This window comes from Achromobacter insolitus, assembly GCF_002209555.1.
GTDB classification, from domain to species: domain Bacteria; phylum Pseudomonadota; class Gammaproteobacteria; order Burkholderiales; family Burkholderiaceae_B; genus Achromobacter; species Achromobacter insolitus.
This window is the reverse complement of the sequence record NZ_NJIF01000006.1, coordinates 171,503-189,993: the sequence shown is the minus strand read 5'-3', so window position 1 is coordinate 189,993 and position 18,491 is coordinate 171,503. Positions and strand designations below refer to the sequence as shown.

Sequence of the window (18,491 nt, the reverse complement as noted above, 5' to 3'; positions counted from 1 at the left end):
CAATGAGGCTGTCATGCGAAAGCCCTATCCGTACTCCCGCCGTAATTGCGTAAAAACCCTGGTCGCCGCCGTTGGCGGCTTGATGTTGATGGGTTCCGCGCATGCGCAGGCAAATTCCGACGCCGCCTATCCCAGCCGCCCGATAACCATCGTGGTGCCGCATCCGCCCGGGGGATCCGTGGATGGCCTGGCCCGCATCTTCGCCGTCAAACTGGGCGAGGAATTGAAGCAGTCGATCATCGTGGACAACCGGGCGGGAGCGTCCGGGATGGTAGGCGCCGGCGTGGTTTCACGTTCGGCGGCCGATGGCTATACGCTCTATCTCAATGCGTCTATCCACAACATCAATCCGTTGCTTTACCAAAAGAAGATGACCTTCGACGCGGTGAAGGACTTCACCGCCATCAGCGGCCTCGCCCAAGGCGCGTTGATATTCAGTGTAAGCAACAAGGTTCCGGCAAAGACGGTGCAGGAGTTCGTCGGCGCCGTGAAGGCCGACCCCGCCAAGTACAGCTTCGCAACGACGGGTTTCGGCTCGGCGGGGCATCTTGCCATTGCGCAATTCGCCTATGAAGCGGGTCTGTCCGATCTGCAGATCCCCATCGTCCTGTACAAGGGCGGAGGCCCCGCCTTGAGCGACTTGGCGGGCGGACAGGTCCAGGCGCTGATTGATCCGATGCTCTCCTCCCTGCCCATGGCCAAGGCAGGCAAGATACGCGCATTGGCGGTGACCGGAAGCAAGCGCAGTCCATTGTTGCCGGACGTGCCCACGATGCAGGAAGAAGGGCTGAAGAATTTCGAGTTCTATTCCTGGTATGGACTGTGGGCACCCGCAAAGCTGCCAGAGCCCATCCGCCAAAAGCTGGATGCGGCCGCGCAGAACGTCATGACGGCTCCAAGCATGAAAGAGCAGCTTGAGAACCTGGGCTTCGAAAGCGGCTACAGGAACAGCGCGGACTTTGAGAAATACATCCAGTCCGAGACGGCGCGATACCGCAGCATTATCGAGAAAGCGAACATCACCGCGGAATGAGGCCAGTCTCCGGGGTATGCAAACCGGCCCGGCCATCGTGATATAGGCAGGGAGCGGTAACCACGCGGTCCCGGCACACGCCGGGACCACGGATAGCTACGCGTTGTGCGCCAGCTCGGTGATGGCGGGCGCCTCGAGGGCTCGGACTACCGGGGCGGCATCCTTCCAGGGCGCCACTTCCACCAGCGCCGACTGGGCGCTGCTGCCTTGAGTCAACCGCGAGGTGCCCACGTCCATCGTCAGCACGTTCGGGTTGCCGTGGACTTCCAGTCCTTCGTCCACGGCGTCGAACCATGCGCCCGTCGGCAGCATCACGACCCCCGGCTTAAGATCCGCGTCGATCACCGCCACCGCCAGGCAGGCGCCCCGGTCGTTGTACACCTTGACGAGATCATGCTGGCTTATGCGCCGGTCTTTGGCATCTGCGGGCGAGATGTGCAGTGCTTCACGGCCTTTGATCTTCAGATCCGTCGAGGCCTTGCCGCCATCCATCTGGGAGTGCAACTTGCCCGCGGGTTGAGGGGTAAGCAGGTGCAGCGGCCAGCGGGCGGCCACTGGCGATCCCAGCCATTCCGCTGGCGCCAGCCAGGCGGGGTGGGGCGGGCAATCCGCATAGCCGAAGCCCGCGATTTTTTCCGAATACAGCTCGATACGGCCGGATGGCGTGCGCAGAGGATGGCCCGCGGGGTCATGGCGGAAGTCCTCGAACAGCACGAAGGGCCGCTTGGGCTCGGGAATGGCCACATACCCCTGGTCCCAAAATGCGTCGAACTCAGGCGCCTCGCAACCGCTGTCACGCCACGCTTTGCTCATGGAATCGAAAATATGCCGTATCCACGCCATCTCGTCGCGGCCTTGCGTGTAGGCCTCTTCATAGCCGCCCAGCGCAGCCAGCTCCCGGTAAATGTCGAAATCATTGCGGCTGGAGCCAATCGGAGCCAATGCCTGATGCATGGCGAATACGTAGCGGTCCCGCGTCGATCCGCCTATGTCGTTTCTTTCCAGGGTCGTGGTGGCTGGCAGCACGATGTCGGAGCGGCGCGCCATGGGCGTCCACCAGATCTCGTGCGTGACGATGGTCTGTGGCTTGGCCCATGCCCGGCTCAGACGATTCAGGTCCTGCTGGTGATGGAAGGGATTGCCGCCCGCCCAGTACACCATCTTGATATCGGGATAAATGCTTTCGCGCCCATTGAATTCGTAAGTCTTTCCGGGGTGCAGCAGCATGTCGGTGACGCGGGCCACGGGGATAACCGAGCCGGTCGGATTGCGCCCCGATTCCATGGCGGGGCCTGCGATCTCCATGCGCGGGTTGCCGACACCGTTCATGGAAGCATGGCCGAACGCCACGCCACCGCCGGGCATGCCGATATGCCCCAGGGCCGCCGCAAGCGCGATGCAGGCCCAGTAGGGTTGTTCGCCCCGGTGGGCGCGCTGCAGTGACCAGGCGCAAGTCAGCATCGAACGTACATTGCGGGCCTCGCGCGCGAGCTCGCGGATGACCGTGGCGGGCACGTCGCAGATTGCCTGCGCCCATTCAGGGGTCTTGGGAATGCCGTCCGTTTTTCCTTCGAGGTACGCGCACAGGGCATCGAAGCCGACGCAGTGGGTTCGCAGGAATGTTGCATCGTGGATGCCGTCGGCTATCAGCGCCTGCATCATTGCCAGCATCAAGGCGGCGTCGGTGTTCGGCCGGATGGGTATCCACCGCGCTTCCAGGCCGGCGGGCACGTCCCGCCGGGTAGGGCTGATGACGACGAATTCGACACCCGCTGCCCGTGCGCGTTCGAGCTGTCCGGACACAGGGTGGTCGCCGGCCCCCCCGGAGGTGATCTGCGTGTTTCGCAGGGGCATGCCGCCGAATGCGATGAATAGCCGCGTGTGGGCCGTTACGCTGTTCCAGTCCGTCACGCGTCCGGTCACGGGCGTGTAGCTGCCGATCACGTGGGGCAAAAGGAATTGCGCGGTGCCCCAGCTGTAGTTTCCTGCCTGGTTGGTGCAGCCGCCGCCGGCATTCAGGAAGCGGTGCGTCTGGGTACGCGCATGATGCAGCCGCCCCGCCGACGACCAGCCATATGAACCGCCGAAGATGGCCTCGCTGCCATGTTGGGACCGTACTCGTTGGAGCTCTGAATGGACGGCGGCGAGCGCGACGTCCCAACTGACCTCCACGTAGCCGTCGCGCCCACGTTCGCTTCCATCGCTCAGGTGCCTGTCGCGCAGCCACCCCTTGCGAATGGCAGGGCGATTCACGCGCAGCGGGGAATGCACCATGGCCGGCATGGACCGCAGGATGTCCGACGGGGCGCAGTCGCGGGCAAAGGGTTCACAATCGACGAGGCGGCCGTCCGCGACGACCGCAGTGAATGCGCCCCAATGGGAAAGGGAAGGATAGCGGCGGATTTTTTCGGACATGGCTTGCCAACATTAGTCATCGCGGCCATTGGCTTATGGCGATTCCATAATACAAACGTTCCCGGAGAATGTTCTTTCGTTCAGGGCGGGTTACCGCCCGATTAAGGAAAAAAGTTTCACCCGGACGCCAGCCGGGCGCTGACTGGCGCGCCCTCGGTGCACCCGCAGATCAACCTCATGAAGTTTGTCCTGTATCAGCTTTTGACGCTGGGCGGCTTCCTACATCTGCTTTCATAGACATATAATTCCTCTGATACGCATTCTCATTTACGTTTTGGGGCGGTGAATCTTGTCTAAGAAAACACAGTTGGCGCTCGCGCGGCGCGCTCAATGGCTCAGTCCGGCAGTTGCCTTGTCATTGATGGTTCCCGCCGGCGTCAGCGCCCAGACTGCCGCGCAAACCACGACGCTGCAGCCCGTCACGGTGACTGCGGGCACGGTGTCGGACGAGGAACTGCCGGCGCCCTATGCCGGAGGGCAAGTGGCGCAGGGCGCGCGATTAGGCATGATGGGCAATCAGGACGTCATGGACACGCCCTTCAACGTTACCAGCTACACCTCCGAACTGATCCAGAACCAGCAGGCGCGCACGCTCGCGGACGTCATGGCGAACGACCCCTCGGTACGGTTCACGACATCGAGCGGGCATGCCTACGAAAACTTCCGCATTCGAGGTTTCGACGTCAACCAGAACGATGTGGCGATCAACGGCATGTACGGGCTGGCGCCCATGGGCCGCACACCACTGGAATTCGTCGAACGGGTAGAGGTGCTGAAGGGGCCGAACGCCTTGTTCAGCGGCATGGCGCCTAGCGGCGCGGTGGGCGGCACGATCAACCTGGTGCCCAAGCGGGCGGACGATACGCCCAATGCCACGTTCGGCGTGAATTGGCAGGCGGACGGCCAGTTGGGTACGACAGTTGATGCCGGACGCCGCTTCGGCAGCGCGAATGAATGGGGCGCCCGCGTCAATGGTTCTTTCAGCGACGGCGCCACCACGCTGGACGGCCAGTCCAGGAAGCGCGAGTTTCTTTCGGCCGGCCTGGACTATCGAGGCAGCGCCCTGAGCGCGTCGATAGACGCCTACCATAGCCAGGAGTCGTTCTCGGGCGGCTCGCCCGCCATGTTCTGGTTCGGCGGTTCGGTCGTGCCCGACGCGCCCGATCCCCGTATCAATCAGTTCAGCACCGGCTACGGCAATATCCAGAGCAACGCCGTGGTGGCGCGCGCCGAGTATCGTTTCAATGACAGCGTGTCGGCCTTCGCCGGGCTGGGCAAGCGCGACAGCCACCAATCGGGGCTGATCAACGGCACCCACGCGCGGCAGATCGACGCCAATGGCAATTTCACCGGCAACATGGTCGGGCAGCGCGCATACACGGACGCCACGTCGGCCGAAGCGGGCCTGCGCTCGCGCTTCAACACGGGCAGCGTGCGCCACGAACTGGTGCTCCAGGCCTCATTGTTGAAACTGGAGGACGGGTCGGCCGCGGGGACTCCATCGACCTTCAAGTCCAACATCTACGACCCGATCACGCCGGTCATGCCTGCGGTGCCGGGTAGCGCGCCCAAGACCGCGGAAAACACGCTCACCAGCCTGGCTCTGGTGGACACCATGTCGTTCTTCGACGACAAGCTGCTCCTGACCGGCGGCCTGCGCAACCAACGCGTGAAGACCACCAACTTCGACAAGACAGGCAAGACGACGTCCCGCTACGACGAAGATGCCGTGACGCCAGCCGTGGCCATCGTCGTGAAGCCCTGGGGACCGGATGTCTCCTTGTACGCGAATTATGTGCAAGGCTTGAGCAAAGGCGACAGCGTTACGGACACGCTGGCAAGCAACTACGGGCAGGTGTTTGCTCCCTACAAAACCAAGCAGCAGGAAGTGGGCGTCAAGTGGAACGCGGGCACGTTCACCAATACCTTGGCGTTGTTCCAGATCGACAAGCCCATGCTGGTCACGGAGGGCTCCGCAGCCAATCCGACCTATGCGGACGGCGGCGAGAAGCGCGTGCGCGGCGTGGAATGGAACACCTTCGGCGAACTGGTGCCCGGCGTGCGCGTGCTGGGAGGCGTCACGTACACGCAAGGCACGCAGGTCAAGACCTCATACGGCCGCTATGACGGCAACACCGCGGTGGGAGCGCCGCGCTGGCAGGCCAATACCGGGCTGGAATGGGACACGCCCTGGGTGCCTGGCCTGACGTTGAGCGGCCGCGTGCAAGCGACGTCCAGCCAGTACGCAGATGCGGCCAACAAGCTGGAGATTCCCGGCTGGGGGCAGTTGGACCTGGGAGCCCGCTACGCCACGAAGGTCAATGGCAAGGACGTGGTGCTGCGGCTGAACGTCAACAACGTCTTCGACAAGCACTACTACGCGGGGAGCTTCAGCGACACGACGCCGATCGCGACGCTCGGACCCGCCCGCACCGTCACCGCTTCCGCCAGCATCAGCTTCTGAACGCCGGCGGCGCGTCCCGCTCGCCGGGTGTCTCGGGCTGCCGTCATGGGCCCGAGGGCGGGCGGAGACCGACCGCGCATTTCATCCAGGGATGACCATGGCAACTATCATCGTCCTCAGTCTGGCCAGCCTGTTTCTGGGCTGCTTCTGTGTTTATCGCGCCTCGCCGAACCAACAATGGGGCGCTGCGTCGTGGCCGATCCTGCCCGCCCGCATCGCGGGCGTATTGTTGCTGGCGCTGGGTGGCTGGGGCTGCCTGCGTGCATTTTCCATCGTGGCTGCCGTATTCGTGTTTTGCACGGCCCTGATGCTGTTCTTCTGCCTGATTCCCTATCTGGGCGTGCTGGCGGGCTTGCGCGGAACCGATACGCATGAAGCCAGCTAAGCCCGCGCCGATCCGGCGCGACTGGATCTCCAAGAGTCTTGCGGGCGTATTGCTCGGCTTCGCCCTGGCCATGGGTGCCAGCGCTGCGCTGGCGGCGGTGACGGCAGGCATTCCGTTGGCGACGCGATCGCAGCTTGCCATGTGGCTGGTGCCGCCGGTCTGGCTGGGCATTGCCAGCACCGTGTACTTCTTCGCCAGCGGCCTGCGTGCCTGGATATGGCTGGGGGGAGCGTGCGCGCTGCTTTATGGCGGGCTGTTCCTTGCCAAGGCGATCTGAGGGGAAATCGCAATCATGAGAGCCGACTACATACGCATCTATAAATCGGTCCATACCTGGACGGGCATCCTGGCAGGCATGGCGCTCTTCATCGCCTTCTATGCCGGCGCGTTGACCGTGTTCAAGGACCCGTTGACGCGTTGGGCGACGCCGCCTGCCGCGGTGCCGCTTGTGCCGCTGGACGAGGTGCCGGCCCTCATCGCCAGAACCGTGGAGGCGCGGCCGGACGTGGCCAAGGGCTTCAGCATCCATCTGCAGGACGCCGAGCACGTGCCGGCCCGCTTGGCTTGGGAAGTCCGAGACTCACACGCCGACGACCATGACGAGTCGTCAGTGCGTCATTACGTGGCATACCTGGATCCGGCGGGAGAACTCAAGCTGGAGCCCTCCGCGCCCAGCGGGCTGATGCCGTTCATCGACGTGCTCCATCGCGTGGTGGGCCTGCCCGTGGACAGTGATCCCAACCGCTGGTTCATGGGCATCGTCGCGTCGCTGTATGCGCTTGCGCTGGTCTCGGGCGTGATCGTGCTGCTGCCTTCGCTGGTCAAGGACTTCTTTGCCCTGCGGGTGGGCAAGAACTTGAAACGCATGTGGCTGGATGCGCACAACGTGGTGGGCATCGTGTCATTGCCGTTTCACATCATCATGGCGCTCAGCTCTGTCGTGTTTGCGTTTCATGACGGCATCTACGACCTGCAGGACAAGTTGATGTACGAAGGCAAGCTGGAGTCGGTCTTTCAACGGTCCGGGGGCGGCGGTCAGGCGGTGCACACCCGCAATCCCGCAACCATGCTGACACCCCAGCAGCTGGTGGCCGAGGTTCGCGGCCTGGCGCCGGGTTTCGAGCCCGATACGCTGCAGTACCAGCAAGTCACCGGCGCGCGCGCCGTGGTGCGCGTGTGGGGCAAGGACGACAGTGCGGTGTCGCCCAGGGCGCGGGGCGGCTTTGTAGCGCTTGATCCCTATACCGGCAAGGTGCTCAATCGGGATTACCTGCCTGGCGGGCAGGATGCGCCGAATCTCTGGATCAGCAGCTTTTTCGCCTTGCACATGGCGTCCTTTGGCGGCGTGGCGGTGCAGTGGCTTTACTTCCTGCTTGGGCTCGCGGGCGCATGGCTGTTCTACAGCGGCAATCTGCTCTGGATTGAAACGCGCCGCAAGCGCGCCAATCGGCAGACCGGTGAAATCCCGGTGCAGCGGCTGGACACGAGGCTGATGGCCTCGGCCACCGTCGGCATCTGCCTGGGATGCGTATGCGGCATTTCGTTGATGATGGTTGCCGCCAAATGGTTGAACGGGCATGTCGGTGATTTGAACGCGTGGCTCCAGGGGCTGTACTACGCCGCGTTCTTTACCTGCGTGGCCTGGGCCTTTCTGCGCGGGGGCGCCGTGGCGGGGGTTCACCTGCTATGGGCGGCGGCCGCGTTGACGTTGGCAATTCCCCTGACCTCGCTGGCGGGCGGCCTGTTTCCCGCGTCCGGGCTATGGGCGCACACCTCGGCGGCGGCCTTGGGCGTGGATGCGACGGCGTTGGCGGCTGCGCTGGGTTTTGGCTGGATGGCGGCCGTGAGCGCGCGTCGGATCGGGAAAGGAGCGCCAGATAGCGCATGGGCCCCCCGGCGGCTTGCGGCCCGCGAGGGATAGCGGCTGCCGCGCGCGTGAACACGGCAGCATTGTGGATAACTGAATGGATGCATATGCGTAAGCAGAATAGGTTGGAATGGCGGGAGTGGATGGCGTCGGCGACTCTGGCGGTATCGATGGCTGGGCTCGCGCCGGGCATGGCGGTAGCACAGTCCAAGCAGGGCACCGTGCCCACCCAGGGCCGCGTGGACGAACGGATATCCCTGCAAAAGGGAGAGTTCCTTGCGGGTACCTGGGCGGCGGATGCCGGCGTGACCCTGGATCTTCTGGACAGCGCCGGCCGTCATGTGCGTCGGCTGAGCGACCAGGAGAAGCCCGCGGGAGGCTTGATGCTGGTGGCGCCCGCGGACGGTCTTTACACCGTACGGGCGCAGGGGCAGGGCGCGTTCCGCTGGGCCGTGACGGAACGTCTGCCTCTGGCGCAACAGCGCGCGCCGATGTCGACGCTCGACAGCCCGCGCCTGGCCGCGCTCGCGGCCACGCTGGCCCAGGGGGAAACTACGGATTCCTTCTGGGAAGAGGTGGCTCGGCAAGGCGCGCCGCTGGTCGAAGCGGTGGACGCCAAGCATGACCGCGTCACATTCCTGTGGCGCGGCGCGGAACGCAACGTGCGCCTGTTCGGCGGACCCTCATCGGACCACGCGCAATTGGCGCGCCTGGGCGATTCGGACGTCTGGTACGCGAGCTTCGTCGTGCCCAGATCCACGCGTTTGTCGTACCGCCTGGCGCCCGATGTGCCGGAGCTTCCGGGGTCCGGGATGGCGCGGCGCCGGGCGATCCTGGCCACGGCTCAGGCGGATCCATACAACCCGAAGGCTTATCCGCAGCGGGGCGTCGATGCCTTTCAGACCAACTCCATGGTGGAACTGGCGAATGCGCCGCCACAACCCTGGGTAGAGCCCCGCGCGGACGTGCGGCAGGGCACGGTCCAGACTTTGGAGTTGCGCAGCGAGCGCCTGCAGAACACGCGCAAGATTCACCTGTACCGTCCCGCAGGCTGGCAGCCGGATGCCGCGAACAACCACGTGCTGGTGCTGTTTGACGCCGGCGCCTATCTGGGCCGGGTACCCACGCCCACCATCCTGGACAATATGATCGCCGCAGGCGTCATTCCCCCCACTGCGGCGCTGCTCATCGACAACCCCACCGCTGAGTCCCGCAGCCAGGAATTGCCGCCCAATCCGGACTTCGCCGACTTCCTGGCCAAAGAGCTGATGCCTTGGGCGCGCAAGCAGGGCATTGCTGCGCCAGCCGCGCGCACGGTCATCGGGGGATCCAGCTATGGCGGACTGGCGTCGGCCTATGCCGCGCTTCGTCATCCGGAGGTCTTCGGCAATGTGCTCAGCCAGTCCGGTTCTTATTGGTGGTCACCGGCGGGTGAAGAGGACCAGTGGCTGACGCGGCAATTCGTCGCCGTGCGCAAGTTGCCGGTGCGCTTCTTCCTCGGGGCAGGCTTGTTCGAATCCGGGCGCGGCGGCCAGCCGGGCATTCTGGAAACCAACCGGCATCTGCGGGACGTGCTGCTGGCCAAGGGCTATCTGGTGACGCACCGCGAGGTGGCGGGCGGCCACGATTACCTGGTCTGGCGCGGTACTTTGTCGGATGGTTTGGTGGATCTGATCGGCACGGGCAAAGCGGACGGCCAGGATCCTGGGGCGTGACGGCGACAGGTCCGGTCAGCGAGCGTCCCCGGACGCTGCAGCGTCCTCGTCCCACCAATCGCCCAGTGCCCCCAGCAGCGGGACGAGCGTTTTGCCCGACGGCGTGAGGTCGTATTCCACACGCCGCGGATAGCCGTCGAAATCGGTCCGCCGGACTATACCGGCCAGTTCCAGCTTGCGTAGCTCCAGCGTCAGCATCCGGTGGGAGATCGTCGGATTGTCGCGGCGCAGGTCGCTGAAGCGCTTGGTGCCGTCCTTGAGGTAATAGATCAGCAGCGTCGGCCATCGGCCGCTCAGGATCTGCATGACCTCTTCAATAGGGCAGCGCGAAACCAGGTCTTTCATTGACGAGCCATGGTCACAAAAATGTGCGTAGTTTACTTGGCCCATCAGATCCGTAGAATCCATTGCGCTGCGCAGCGTGACCATCTTCTACGGAGAAAATCATCTTGGAACCCATTCTTGTATACGGATTTCCGCTAGGAAGTTCCATGGGGCTCGTCGCTGCGCTGGAGTGGCTGGGCAAACCTTATCGCTTGTGCCGCGTGGACATGTTGGGCGAAATGCGGCTGCCTTCGTACGCGCGGATCAACGCGCGTCATGAGACGCCCGCATTCGTCAGCGAACACGGCGCAGTATTCACGGAAACCATGGCGATTGCGCGGTGGATAGAGAACCGGGACAGCGAGCGGAGAATCAGCTTTGACCCGCTCTCTCCAGAGTCCGACCGCATGCACCAGTTCATGGCTTTCCTGAATACAGGCTTCACGGGCGCCTTTACGCCGCACTGGGTCGCCCTGGAAATGGATCCGCCGGACCCGGCATTGCAGAAGACGTTGCGCGAGTGGGGGGCGCAACGCGTGATCGAGCGGCACGACAAGCTGGAGGCAATGCTGGGCGACACCCCGTTCGTGATGGGCGACCGTCCGACACTGGCGGATGCCTTGCTGGTCGGGGTCGCGCGCTGGCTGGATTTTCATCAGGTCGCCGCTTCGTCCCGTTGGCCCAAACTGGCAAAGCTGCGCCAACGTCTGGAAAACGACCCGGCGGTCAAGTACGCCATGGCGGTGGAAGCCGGTGAACAGCCCGTGTACTCGGGGCTGTGCAAAGGCCATGTGCCGCTGGAAGCGGTGATATCGACGTACGGGAAGTAGGCGGGCCGCCAGTCCCGCCTAAGGGGGCGGCGGCCCGCCGTCGCTGCCGGGCGTGTCCTCATGCGCGGGGCGTGTCGCTTTCCTCGCGCGCCTCCAGCTCGTTGCCCAGCACCTCGGCTGAGTCCTCGCCGCGGGGCGCCGGCTCCAGGGGCCGGCGAGTATGTCCGGCGGGGGGCGCGTCCTCGCCTGTGCTGGGACGCTCGGGCTGCACGTACACATTGGCAGGCGGCGCGTATCCGCGCTTGTCCTGGCCGAAGTACACCACGGTGTGCGGGTAAGGCAGTTCGATGCCGGCCGCGTCGAAGTGCTTTTTCAGCAGCCGGTTGTAGCCGCGCTGTACGGCCCATTGCATGCCTGGCGTGGTCTTAATCAGGATCCGTATGGTGACGCCCTTTTCGTTGACCGCCGTGACGCCGGCCACCGTGATGTCTTCCAGGATCTCTGGCCCCAGCACCGTATCGGTCATCAGCTCGGCGAAGGCGGCGCGCAGGTGCACGATGGCGTCGTCCACGCTTTCGCGATGCGCGATGGTGTATTCACCCAGGTGGTAAGAAAAGTCGCGCATGTGGTTCGCCACCACGTCCACGGACGAGAAGGGCACCAGGTGATAGCCGCCGTCCAGCGTGCGTATGCCCACCGAACGTATCGTCATTTTCTCGACGGTGCCGAACACGCCCGCGACCTGCACGACGTCGTTCTCGTTCATGCCGTTTTCCAGCTGGATGAAAACGCCCGTGATGATGTCCTGGACAAGTTTCTGAGCGCCGAAGCCGATGGCCAGGCCTACCACGCCGGCGCCTGCAATCAGCGGCCCGACGTCGATGCCGATCTGCGACAGCAGCACCATCAGCGTCATCGTCACGATGACGATCAGCGAGGCATTGCGGAACAAGGCCAACAGAGTGCGCTCGCGCGCGCTGGGCATGCCCCGTCCCTCGCTCTGGCTGAGGCGGTGTTCGATGATGCTGGCGATCACGGTCCAGGCCAGCGCCGCGATCAGCAGCACGATGACGATGTTCACCGTCATTTTGATGGCCGCGCCTCCGGCGTCCGAGGCCAGCCACCGCGACAGGTCGAAGGCCCGCCACGCGTCCAGGACCAGCAGCACCAGCACGACCCGGATGATGAGGCCGAACAGCTTCAACGTCGCGGGCACGTAGGCGTTCACGCGCGCCTCCAGCAGCGGCAGGCGGCGGCGCAGATCCGCGGGCAGCCGGATCGGCTTGGCCAGCACCGTGTTCAGCAGCAGGATCAGCAGGCTGCCGACGCCAATCACCAGCAACGTTTGCCCCGTGGCGCGGGCCATGAAGGGCAGCGCGTTGATCGGGTCCACTTGGCTGACCACGAGCAGGATGGTGAAGTAGCCTATGCCCAGCACGTGCCACACGCGCGACAGGAAATGCAGCCGCGAGCCCATGAAAGTGGTGGCGCTTGCGGCCCGGCGGTCCAGGCGTTCCCGCACCGACTGGCGATTGCGCCAGATGACGCGCACGGCGTACACATACACCGCCAGCATGATGAGCAGGTTGGCCAGCCGGCCCAGGGCGGGAGACAGCGAGGCCGACACGACCGGATCGATCAGCAGCGTGCCGTAGCCTGCCGCCGTGGCGATGCGCAGCAGCCAGTTGGCCCAATACGCGGCCAGGTCATCGCTCATGGGCAGGAGGCGCAGATGGGGATGCCTGACGGCGAACACCGTGCGGATCAATACCTTGACGATCTCCACTGACACGAAGGCTCGCAGGAAAACGGCGGCCAGCGCGTCCAGCGCCCCGCGCCCCGGCGTGCCCCACAGGGCAGCGGCGCCGCCGGCCATGGCGGCCAGCACCACCACGCCCGCGTCGATGGCCACGGCTCCCACGATGGCGCCCACGCGCCGGTACAGCGCGCGCACGGTCGCAGGCGCGCCGCGCTTCGGTGGCGCTTCGGGCTCGTTGCACTGCCGTGCCACCCAGCGGTCGATCCGGGTGTAGATCAGCATGGCGATCATCCGCAGCAAGACGAAGGCGATGATCGTGGCCGCCGCGGCCAGCGCCAGGGGCAGCAGCGCATGTCCCGCGGCGCCGCTGTCCATCCGCAGGCTGTGTCCCGACGCCAGCGCGCGCATGTCTTCGACGCCCTGGCCCATATCGGTGGCCAGGCCGGTCAGGAAGTGCTGCACATTGTCGGCCATGCGTTCCTGCAGGCCGGGCTCGGCCGGCTGCGCGGGCGCCGGAGCGGCGGTGGCGGGGCGGGAGGATGCCGGCGGCTTGCTTCCCGCCGCCTGGGCCCGCAGCTCGTCCACCAGGGCTTTGCGCGCGTCGGGATTTTCCAGCAGGTCGGCCAGCGCCGCCGGGGTCAGCGCGGAGGCGGGCGCCGCCGCCGCTGCGGACGGTTGCAGCAGTCCCGCAGCCTGCGCTGGCCAGGAGTAGGATAGGCAACACAGCATCGCCGCCAGCAACAGGAATGCCAGCCAGGGCCGCTCCCGTCGGCGCCGCCAGAAGCTGGTGGCATGTCTTGGGGGCAGGAAAGAAATCGATGCTGTCGTTGCGGATCTAACCACTAGAGAGTCTCCTGTGATCTGGGCCAAGAAAAGCGGTGCGCGATCGCGATCGCAACGCCGCCGTAGATCCGATGATAAAGGCCCGTGGTTTCCCACAGTGTTCTGCGCCGCCAACGCGGCGCCTCGCGGGCGCCGCGCTTCCGCCTGTTCACAGGGCAGGCGGAGACGGTCCGACCTGTCGAAAAGGCCGGTTATTGCGGGCGCGCCGCCGATATGGCCTTTAGCTGCGAGCAGGTTTTTTCCTTGTCGGCTGCGCTCAACGTGGCCAACTGGCCTTTGGTGGTGGTGTAGGCCTGCGCAAACGCGGAATCAAAGTCCGCGGCCGAGAGACCCTGGGCGCCTGCCGCGGTTTTCTGCTGTTGCTTCATCTGGTCAAGCTGGGCGGCCGGATAGGCATTGCAGTACTCCGCGGCCGCGTGCATCTGTCCGCTCAGGGCGGCCAGGCTCGGCATCTGGCCGGGCGCTGCCTGCTGCGCAAGAGCGGCGCCGCTGCCCAGGGCGAGGACGGCGGCTGCCAAGACCGCCTTTTGGCGTGAAACAAGGGCGCAAGCTTGCTTGAAAGTCGGCAATTCAGGTCTCCAGTGCGTTAAGGGAATCATGTGCACGCCTGAAAGCCGGAAAGGCATATCAGTGGCGGGGAGCAATATGCCCTATTCATTGTTATGGACTTATGAACCCTTGAAACTAAATGTGTCGTTCAGTCCTGCCCTCCACAGGCGCGCGCGGTTTTGGGGGCTGCGGCGGGTGGCAAGCGACATCAGGTTTGGCGATTGTGGCGATTCCCCGCAGAATCCCGGCTTCGTCATCATTCGTTCCTGCCTTCATGGACACCTTCAACTACATGCGCGCCTTCCGGCGCATCGTGGAAATGGGCAGCCTAGCCAAGGCGGCCGAGGACCTGGATATGTCGTCCGCCGGCCTCAGCAAGCAATTGCGGGCGCTGGAAGCCCATCTGGGCGCGGTGCTTATCCAACGGACCACCCGCAAGATGAGCCTGACCGACACGGGCGCTGCCTATTACGCGGAATGCTGCCGGCTGCTTGATGAGCTGGATGCCCTGGAAAGGTCGGTCAAGCAGCAATCGCGGCTGGTCGCGGGACGGCTGCGCGTGAACGCGCCGGTGTCCTTTGCCTTGAGCGTGCTGTCGCCGCTGCTGGCGCGGTTTTTGCGCCAGTATCCCGAGCTGCGGCTGGACCTGGCGATGGAAGACCGTCTGGTCGACGCGGTGGGACTGGGCTTCGATGTGTCGATCCGGCTGCGGGCGCAGCTGGATGATTCCACGCTGATTGCGCGTCGGCTGGCGTCGCTGACGCAGGTGCTCTGCGCGGCGCCGTCATACCTGGACCGCCGCGGGCGGCCGGACGGTGTGCAAGCGCTGCATGGGCATGACGTCCTGAGCTATACCCTGGCCGAGGGGCCGGAGACCATGCCGGACGAAGACGGCGGCGCGCGGGCGGACCCGCTGGCCGGTTCCGCGCTGGTTCAGGTCAACAACAGCCTGATGCTGCGCGACATGCTGGAACACGGGCTGGGTATCGGCGCGCTTCCATCGTTTCTGGCCGCGCCCGCGATCGCCAGGGGTAAGCTGGTTCGCGTGCTGCCGGACCGGCCGGCCGCGCCGCGCCATGTCTATGCCGTCTATCCGACCAGTCGCCACCTGCAGCCCAAGGTCAAGGCCTTCGTGGATTTTCTGGCGGAGCATCTGCCCGCCGCCATGCGCGGCGATTCTTAACGGCCAGCGAATAAAGTCCTGCCGGCGGACACCTTACTCCCGCGCCGGCCCATCCTTAAGCTGGCGTCCATTGAAACGAGATGGATGCCAGCATGATTTCGACCCCCGACAATGCCTCTTCCGCGCCGCTGACCGTGGACTTCTTCCACGACGTGGTCTGCGGCTGGTGTTATGTCATGTCTCCCCGCCTGCGCCAGGTCGCGGCCGAACTGGGCATCGCCGTGCGCCAGCGCAGCTTTGTGTTGCAGGATACGCCCGAACAGATGTGCCAGGTATTTGGCTCGATGGAGCGCGCCAAGCAGGTGATCCTGGGCCATTGGGAAGCCTGCGCCCGCCACGACGACCGGCCCCGCATCGACGTCGAGGGCATGCGCGCCGAACCGTTCGACTATCCCAGCGGCATGGCGGGCGCCCTGGCATGCCAGGCCGCGCACCTGCTCGGCGGCGACGCGGGCCACTGGGACATGTTCGATGCAATACAGCACGCGCATCTGAGTCTGCACCGCAACGTCGGCGATAGCGCCGTGCTGTTGGACATCGCCACTGAACTCGGCCATGACCGTGACGAGTTCGCCGCCCACATGCACGGCCCTATGGCATTGCAGCGCGTGCAAGCCGACCGCGAGGCCGCTGCACGGATGGCCATCGATTCCATCCCCACGCTGATCGCCGGCCCGCACCGCGCCCGCCTGCGCACCATGTCGACTGTCGAGCTGCGGGACAGGTTGCTGGCGCTGATGCCGGCTCCGGCCCCGGTCTGATCGCTGGCACGTCTTCCTCATTCTCTTTCTTCTTCTCGTCCCTGCACGGGAAACTACGCACAAGGTGCACCATGACTATCCGCTACACCCAAAAATTGCTCGGCCTGGCGCTGGGCGCCGCCATCAGCTTCAACGCCCTCGCGCACGGCGCGCCCGCGCGGCCGCCCGCGCCGGGGCAGGAGGTTGGCATCAGTCCGTGGGGGCCGGACGATGAAATCGGCCGCCTCAATCTGATCACGCCGGAGTCGCGCGCCGCCGTCATGTCGCGCGTGGCGGGCGGCAAGGTTTATGACTTGGCCACGGAGTACTACGTGGGGATGCCCAGCTGGCAGGACGCCGGCGATCCGCATTATCAGTTCTGGATGACGCACACGCCGCGTGGCACGGAAGTGGACGACCCGATGGGCGTGGGCAAGGACATGAATGCCATGCGCAGCTACACAGGCACGGCATTCTCGATGTACAGCCACACGGGCACGCACATCGATGCGCTCAACCATTTCGGCATCCATGGCAAGATCTGGAATGGCTTTCGCGCCGACGAGCATCTGGGCGACCGCGGCTGGAAGCGCACGGGGATCGAGAAATTCCCGCCGTTGGTGGCGCGTGGCGTGTTGATCGACGTGGCCGCGCTCAAGGGGGTGGACATGCTGCCCGACCAATACCGCATCACCCGACAGGACTTGAAGGCTGCCTTGGCGCGCCAGAAGACCGAGCTGCGCGAAGGCGACATCGTCCTGATCCGCACGGGCCGCATGAAGTTGTACAACGATCCCGCCGCCTACATGGCCAAGCCGCCGGGCATGGGGCTGGACGCGGCGCGCTATCTGGTCGAGGAAGGAGGCGCCATGATCCTGGGCGCGGACAATCTCAGCTTCGAGACTTTCCCCTCCGAGGTCGCCGACGACTATGTGCCGTTGCATACCTATCTGCTGGCGCAAAAGGGCGTGCCCATCATCGAGTTGGCGGCCCTGGACGAATTGTCGCGCGACAAGGTCTATGAATTTGCCTTCATCGGCGGACCGCTCAAGATCCGAGGCGGCGATGCCGCGCCGCTGCGCCCGGTGGCGATGCCCTTGCGGTGAGGGACTGGGGGCGCACGCTTTTCGCTGACGTTCATGCGCTTGCTGACTTGCTGCGCTTGACCATTGCCTGGATGGTCTCCATCAACTCGTCGCGCGCCTGTTCCACGCTGATGTCATGCGTGACGGCGGCATGCGCCAGGCCGTCGGCCGCGCCGAGCATCGCCCACATGCTGGCGGGCGGAATGCCGGCCGGGCCGGCGTAAGGCGCCAGGATGGCCTGGCATTTCTTGATGAAGGCCTGCTGGTACCGATGTTTGACCGCAGCCAGTTCCGGCGAGCCGCCCAGGGCCGCCAGCACGCCGGGAATTTCACGCCCTTGGGTCATGACGCATTCTATGTAGCCGGATGCGATGACCCGGGCCTTTTCCTTCAGGACGGGTTTGCTGGCGGCGATGGCGGCGTCGATCAACGCCGTCTGGCGGACATCGAAGTCCTGATACAGCGCGACCAGCAGCCCGTTGCGTGTGGCGAAGTGGTCATAGGCAACGGGTTTGGTGACGCCCGCTTCCGTGGCCAGTCGTCCCAGGGTCAGGGCGTCGGTGCCTTCGTCGCGGATCAGTTTCCAGGCGACGTCCAGCAGCTGGCGCTGCCGCTCGTCCTTGGACAAGCGGCGATGAGTGGCTGCTTTGGCGACGCCCGGTGTTTGTATGGTCATGGTTCGACTACCTCCTCGCGGATTACAGCACGCGAAGCGAAAACCTTCTCGCCCACCGTGCGGGCGGTAGCGAGGTGCGCGGCGGGAAAGCCGGCGTCCGACGGCAGCAGCAGTTCCGACGTCGCCACGCTGGCGCCGCAGTAGCCGAAGATGCCGTGGTCGATCTGGGTTTTCATCGCGCCGAAGTAACCGTGGCGGGCATAGGTGCGCTGGTTAGCACCTCCGAGGGCGATCAGATGCACTTTGAGGCGCTGCAGTTTCTTGACCAGCTTGCCGTCCGTATCGTCGTAGGCCCAGCCTTGCGTGAAGACGCGGTCGATCCAACCCTTAAGCAGCCCCGGAAAAGACCACCAATACACCGGATAGACCAGTACCAGGGCATCCGCGCGTTCCAGGCGCGCGTGCTCTGCGGCGATTTCCGGCAGCGGCTCTGCCTTGCCTTGGGCGAGCAGCACGTCCCGTTGCGTGAAACCGGGGTCGAATCCTTCCGCGGTCAGGTCCGCGATCTCGAAAGTATGCCCCGAGCCGGAAGCGGAAATTCCTTCCGCTACCTGTCTTGCGACCGCATGAGTGAGCGAGGCGGGATCGGGGTGTGCGACAACGATGAGCGCGTGCATGGCTATCCACTCCATTGATAGTTAACCTACCAATAGTAACCTACTATTGGTAGGTTGTAGACTGGA

16 protein-coding genes are annotated in these 18,491 nt (G+C 64.8%); 10 read left to right on the top strand and 6 right to left on the bottom strand.

Annotation, left to right across the window (positions count from 1 at the left end):
* Positions 1 to 13: 13 nt before the first annotated feature.
* Entirely contained in the window at positions 14 to 1,033 is a 1,020-nt protein-coding gene (locus CEY08_RS20060; protein ID WP_076815386.1) for a Bug family tripartite tricarboxylate transporter substrate binding protein, read from the top strand.
* 96 nt (positions 1,034 to 1,129) lie between these two features.
* Here the strand turns inward: CEY08_RS20060 and CEY08_RS20055 are convergent, their stop codons facing one another.
* Positions 1,130 to 3,448, bottom strand: coding sequence for a molybdopterin-dependent oxidoreductase (locus CEY08_RS20055; RefSeq protein ID WP_076815384.1), 2,319 nt, complete (start codon positions 3,446 to 3,448; stop codon positions 1,130 to 1,132).
* Between the two features lie 289 nt (positions 3,449 to 3,737).
* On the opposite strand from CEY08_RS20055, the gene CEY08_RS20050 reads away from it, so the two are divergent.
* The 5 genes from CEY08_RS20050 (at position 3,738) to fes (ending at position 9,879) form a co-directional block, all read left to right on the top strand.
* A complete protein-coding gene (locus tag CEY08_RS20050) occupies positions 3,738 to 5,912 on the top strand; it encodes a TonB-dependent receptor (protein ID WP_076815382.1) in 2,175 nt (724 codons plus the stop codon).
* A 97-nt stretch (positions 5,913 to 6,009) separates the two neighbouring features.
* Positions 6,010 to 6,297, top strand: a complete 288-nt coding sequence (locus CEY08_RS20045) for a hypothetical protein (protein WP_042797334.1) — start codon at positions 6,010 to 6,012, stop codon at positions 6,295 to 6,297.
* A complete protein-coding gene (locus tag CEY08_RS20040) occupies positions 6,284 to 6,574 on the top strand; it encodes a hypothetical protein (RefSeq protein ID WP_063642752.1) in 291 nt (96 codons plus the stop codon). The genes CEY08_RS20045 and CEY08_RS20040 overlap by 14 nt, the downstream gene beginning before the upstream one ends.
* Positions 6,575 to 6,589: 15 nt before the next feature.
* The gene (locus CEY08_RS20035; protein WP_076815380.1) at positions 6,590 to 8,218 is read left to right on the top strand and encodes a PepSY-associated TM helix domain-containing protein; all 1,629 of its coding nucleotides are present in this window, start codon (positions 6,590 to 6,592) and stop codon (positions 8,216 to 8,218) included.
* Between the two features lie 89 nt (positions 8,219 to 8,307).
* Positions 8,308 to 9,879, top strand: coding sequence for an enterochelin esterase (gene fes / locus CEY08_RS20030; RefSeq protein WP_076815378.1), 1,572 nt, complete (start codon positions 8,308 to 8,310; stop codon positions 9,877 to 9,879).
* Positions 9,880 to 9,894: 15 nt separating this feature from the next.
* On the opposite strand, the gene CEY08_RS20025 is transcribed toward fes, so the two are convergent.
* Positions 9,895 to 10,224, bottom strand: coding sequence for a winged helix-turn-helix transcriptional regulator (locus CEY08_RS20025; protein ID WP_042795024.1), 330 nt, complete (start codon positions 10,222 to 10,224; stop codon positions 9,895 to 9,897).
* Between the two features lie 104 nt (positions 10,225 to 10,328).
* Between CEY08_RS20025 and CEY08_RS20020 the strand changes: the two genes are divergently transcribed.
* Positions 10,329 to 11,033, top strand: a complete 705-nt coding sequence (locus tag CEY08_RS20020; RefSeq protein WP_076815376.1) for a glutathione S-transferase family protein — start codon at positions 10,329 to 10,331, stop codon at positions 11,031 to 11,033.
* Between the two features lie 58 nt (positions 11,034 to 11,091).
* On the opposite strand, the gene CEY08_RS20015 is transcribed toward CEY08_RS20020, so the two are convergent.
* Together CEY08_RS20015 and CEY08_RS20010 are read right to left on the bottom strand one after the other, a co-directional pair.
* A complete protein-coding gene (locus CEY08_RS20015; RefSeq protein WP_076817907.1) occupies positions 11,092 to 13,461 on the bottom strand; it encodes a mechanosensitive ion channel domain-containing protein in 2,370 nt (789 codons plus the stop codon).
* Between the two features lie 305 nt (positions 13,462 to 13,766).
* Positions 13,767 to 14,093, bottom strand: a complete 327-nt coding sequence (locus CEY08_RS20010) for a hypothetical protein (protein WP_076817904.1) — start codon at positions 14,091 to 14,093, stop codon at positions 13,767 to 13,769.
* Between the two features lie 305 nt (positions 14,094 to 14,398).
* Between CEY08_RS20010 and CEY08_RS20005 the strand changes: the two genes are divergently transcribed.
* From CEY08_RS20005 to CEY08_RS19995, 3 genes are all read left to right on the top strand, one after another.
* Positions 14,399 to 15,307 carry a LysR family transcriptional regulator gene (locus CEY08_RS20005; RefSeq protein ID WP_076815374.1) on the top strand — a complete coding sequence of 303 codons (909 nt, stop codon included), beginning with the start codon at positions 14,399 to 14,401 and terminating at the stop codon, positions 15,305 to 15,307.
* An 80-nt stretch (positions 15,308 to 15,387) separates the two neighbouring features.
* Positions 15,388 to 16,068: a DsbA family oxidoreductase gene (locus CEY08_RS20000; RefSeq protein ID WP_088607774.1), complete on the top strand. Its 681-nt coding sequence runs from the start codon at positions 15,388 to 15,390 to the stop codon at positions 16,066 to 16,068.
* A gap of 71 nt (positions 16,069 to 16,139) precedes the next feature.
* Positions 16,140 to 17,153 (top strand): cyclase family protein, encoded by a 1,014-nt coding sequence (locus tag CEY08_RS19995; protein ID WP_063642744.1) that lies wholly within the window; start codon positions 16,140 to 16,142, stop codon positions 17,151 to 17,153.
* 31 nt (positions 17,154 to 17,184) lie between these two features.
* Here the strand turns inward: CEY08_RS19995 and CEY08_RS19990 are convergent, their stop codons facing one another.
* Both CEY08_RS19990 and CEY08_RS19985 read right to left on the bottom strand, forming a co-directional pair.
* Entirely contained in the window at positions 17,185 to 17,808 is a 624-nt protein-coding gene (locus tag CEY08_RS19990) for a TetR/AcrR family transcriptional regulator (RefSeq protein ID WP_076815372.1), read from the bottom strand.
* On the bottom strand, positions 17,805 to 18,425 hold the full coding sequence (locus CEY08_RS19985; protein ID WP_076815370.1) for an NAD(P)H-dependent oxidoreductase: 621 nt from the start codon (positions 18,423 to 18,425) through the stop codon (positions 17,805 to 17,807). Before CEY08_RS19985 ends, CEY08_RS19990 begins: the two co-directional genes overlap by 4 nt.
* Positions 18,426 to 18,491: the final 66 nt, after the last annotated feature.

Coding starts and splice junctions, on each gene's coding strand:
- CEY08_RS20060 (WP_076815386.1), top strand. CDS start 14: ATGCGAAAGCCCTATCCGTACTCCCGCCGTAATTGCGTAAAAACCCTG.
- CEY08_RS20055 (WP_076815384.1), bottom strand. CDS start 3,448: ATGTCCGAAAAAATCCGCCGCTATCCTTCCCTTTCCCATTGGGGCGCA.
- CEY08_RS20045 (WP_042797334.1), top strand. CDS start 6,010: ATGGCAACTATCATCGTCCTCAGTCTGGCCAGCCTGTTTCTGGGCTGC.
- CEY08_RS20040 (WP_063642752.1), top strand. CDS start 6,284: ATGAAGCCAGCTAAGCCCGCGCCGATCCGGCGCGACTGGATCTCCAAG.
- CEY08_RS20035 (WP_076815380.1), top strand. CDS start 6,590: ATGAGAGCCGACTACATACGCATCTATAAATCGGTCCATACCTGGACG.
- fes (WP_076815378.1), top strand. CDS start 8,308: ATGGCGTCGGCGACTCTGGCGGTATCGATGGCTGGGCTCGCGCCGGGC.
- CEY08_RS20025 (WP_042795024.1), bottom strand. CDS start 10,224: ATGAAAGACCTGGTTTCGCGCTGCCCTATTGAAGAGGTCATGCAGATC.
- CEY08_RS20015 (WP_076817907.1), bottom strand. CDS start 13,461: ATGCTGTGTTGCCTATCCTACTCCTGGCCAGCGCAGGCTGCGGGACTG.
- CEY08_RS20005 (WP_076815374.1), top strand. CDS start 14,399: ATGGACACCTTCAACTACATGCGCGCCTTCCGGCGCATCGTGGAAATG.
- CEY08_RS20000 (WP_088607774.1), top strand. CDS start 15,388: ATGGATGCCAGCATGATTTCGACCCCCGACAATGCCTCTTCCGCGCCG.
- CEY08_RS19995 (WP_063642744.1), top strand. CDS start 16,140: ATGACTATCCGCTACACCCAAAAATTGCTCGGCCTGGCGCTGGGCGCC.
- CEY08_RS19990 (WP_076815372.1), bottom strand. CDS start 17,808: ATGACCATACAAACACCGGGCGTCGCCAAAGCAGCCACTCATCGCCGC.
- CEY08_RS19985 (WP_076815370.1), bottom strand. CDS start 18,425: ATGCACGCGCTCATCGTTGTCGCACACCCCGATCCCGCCTCGCTCACT.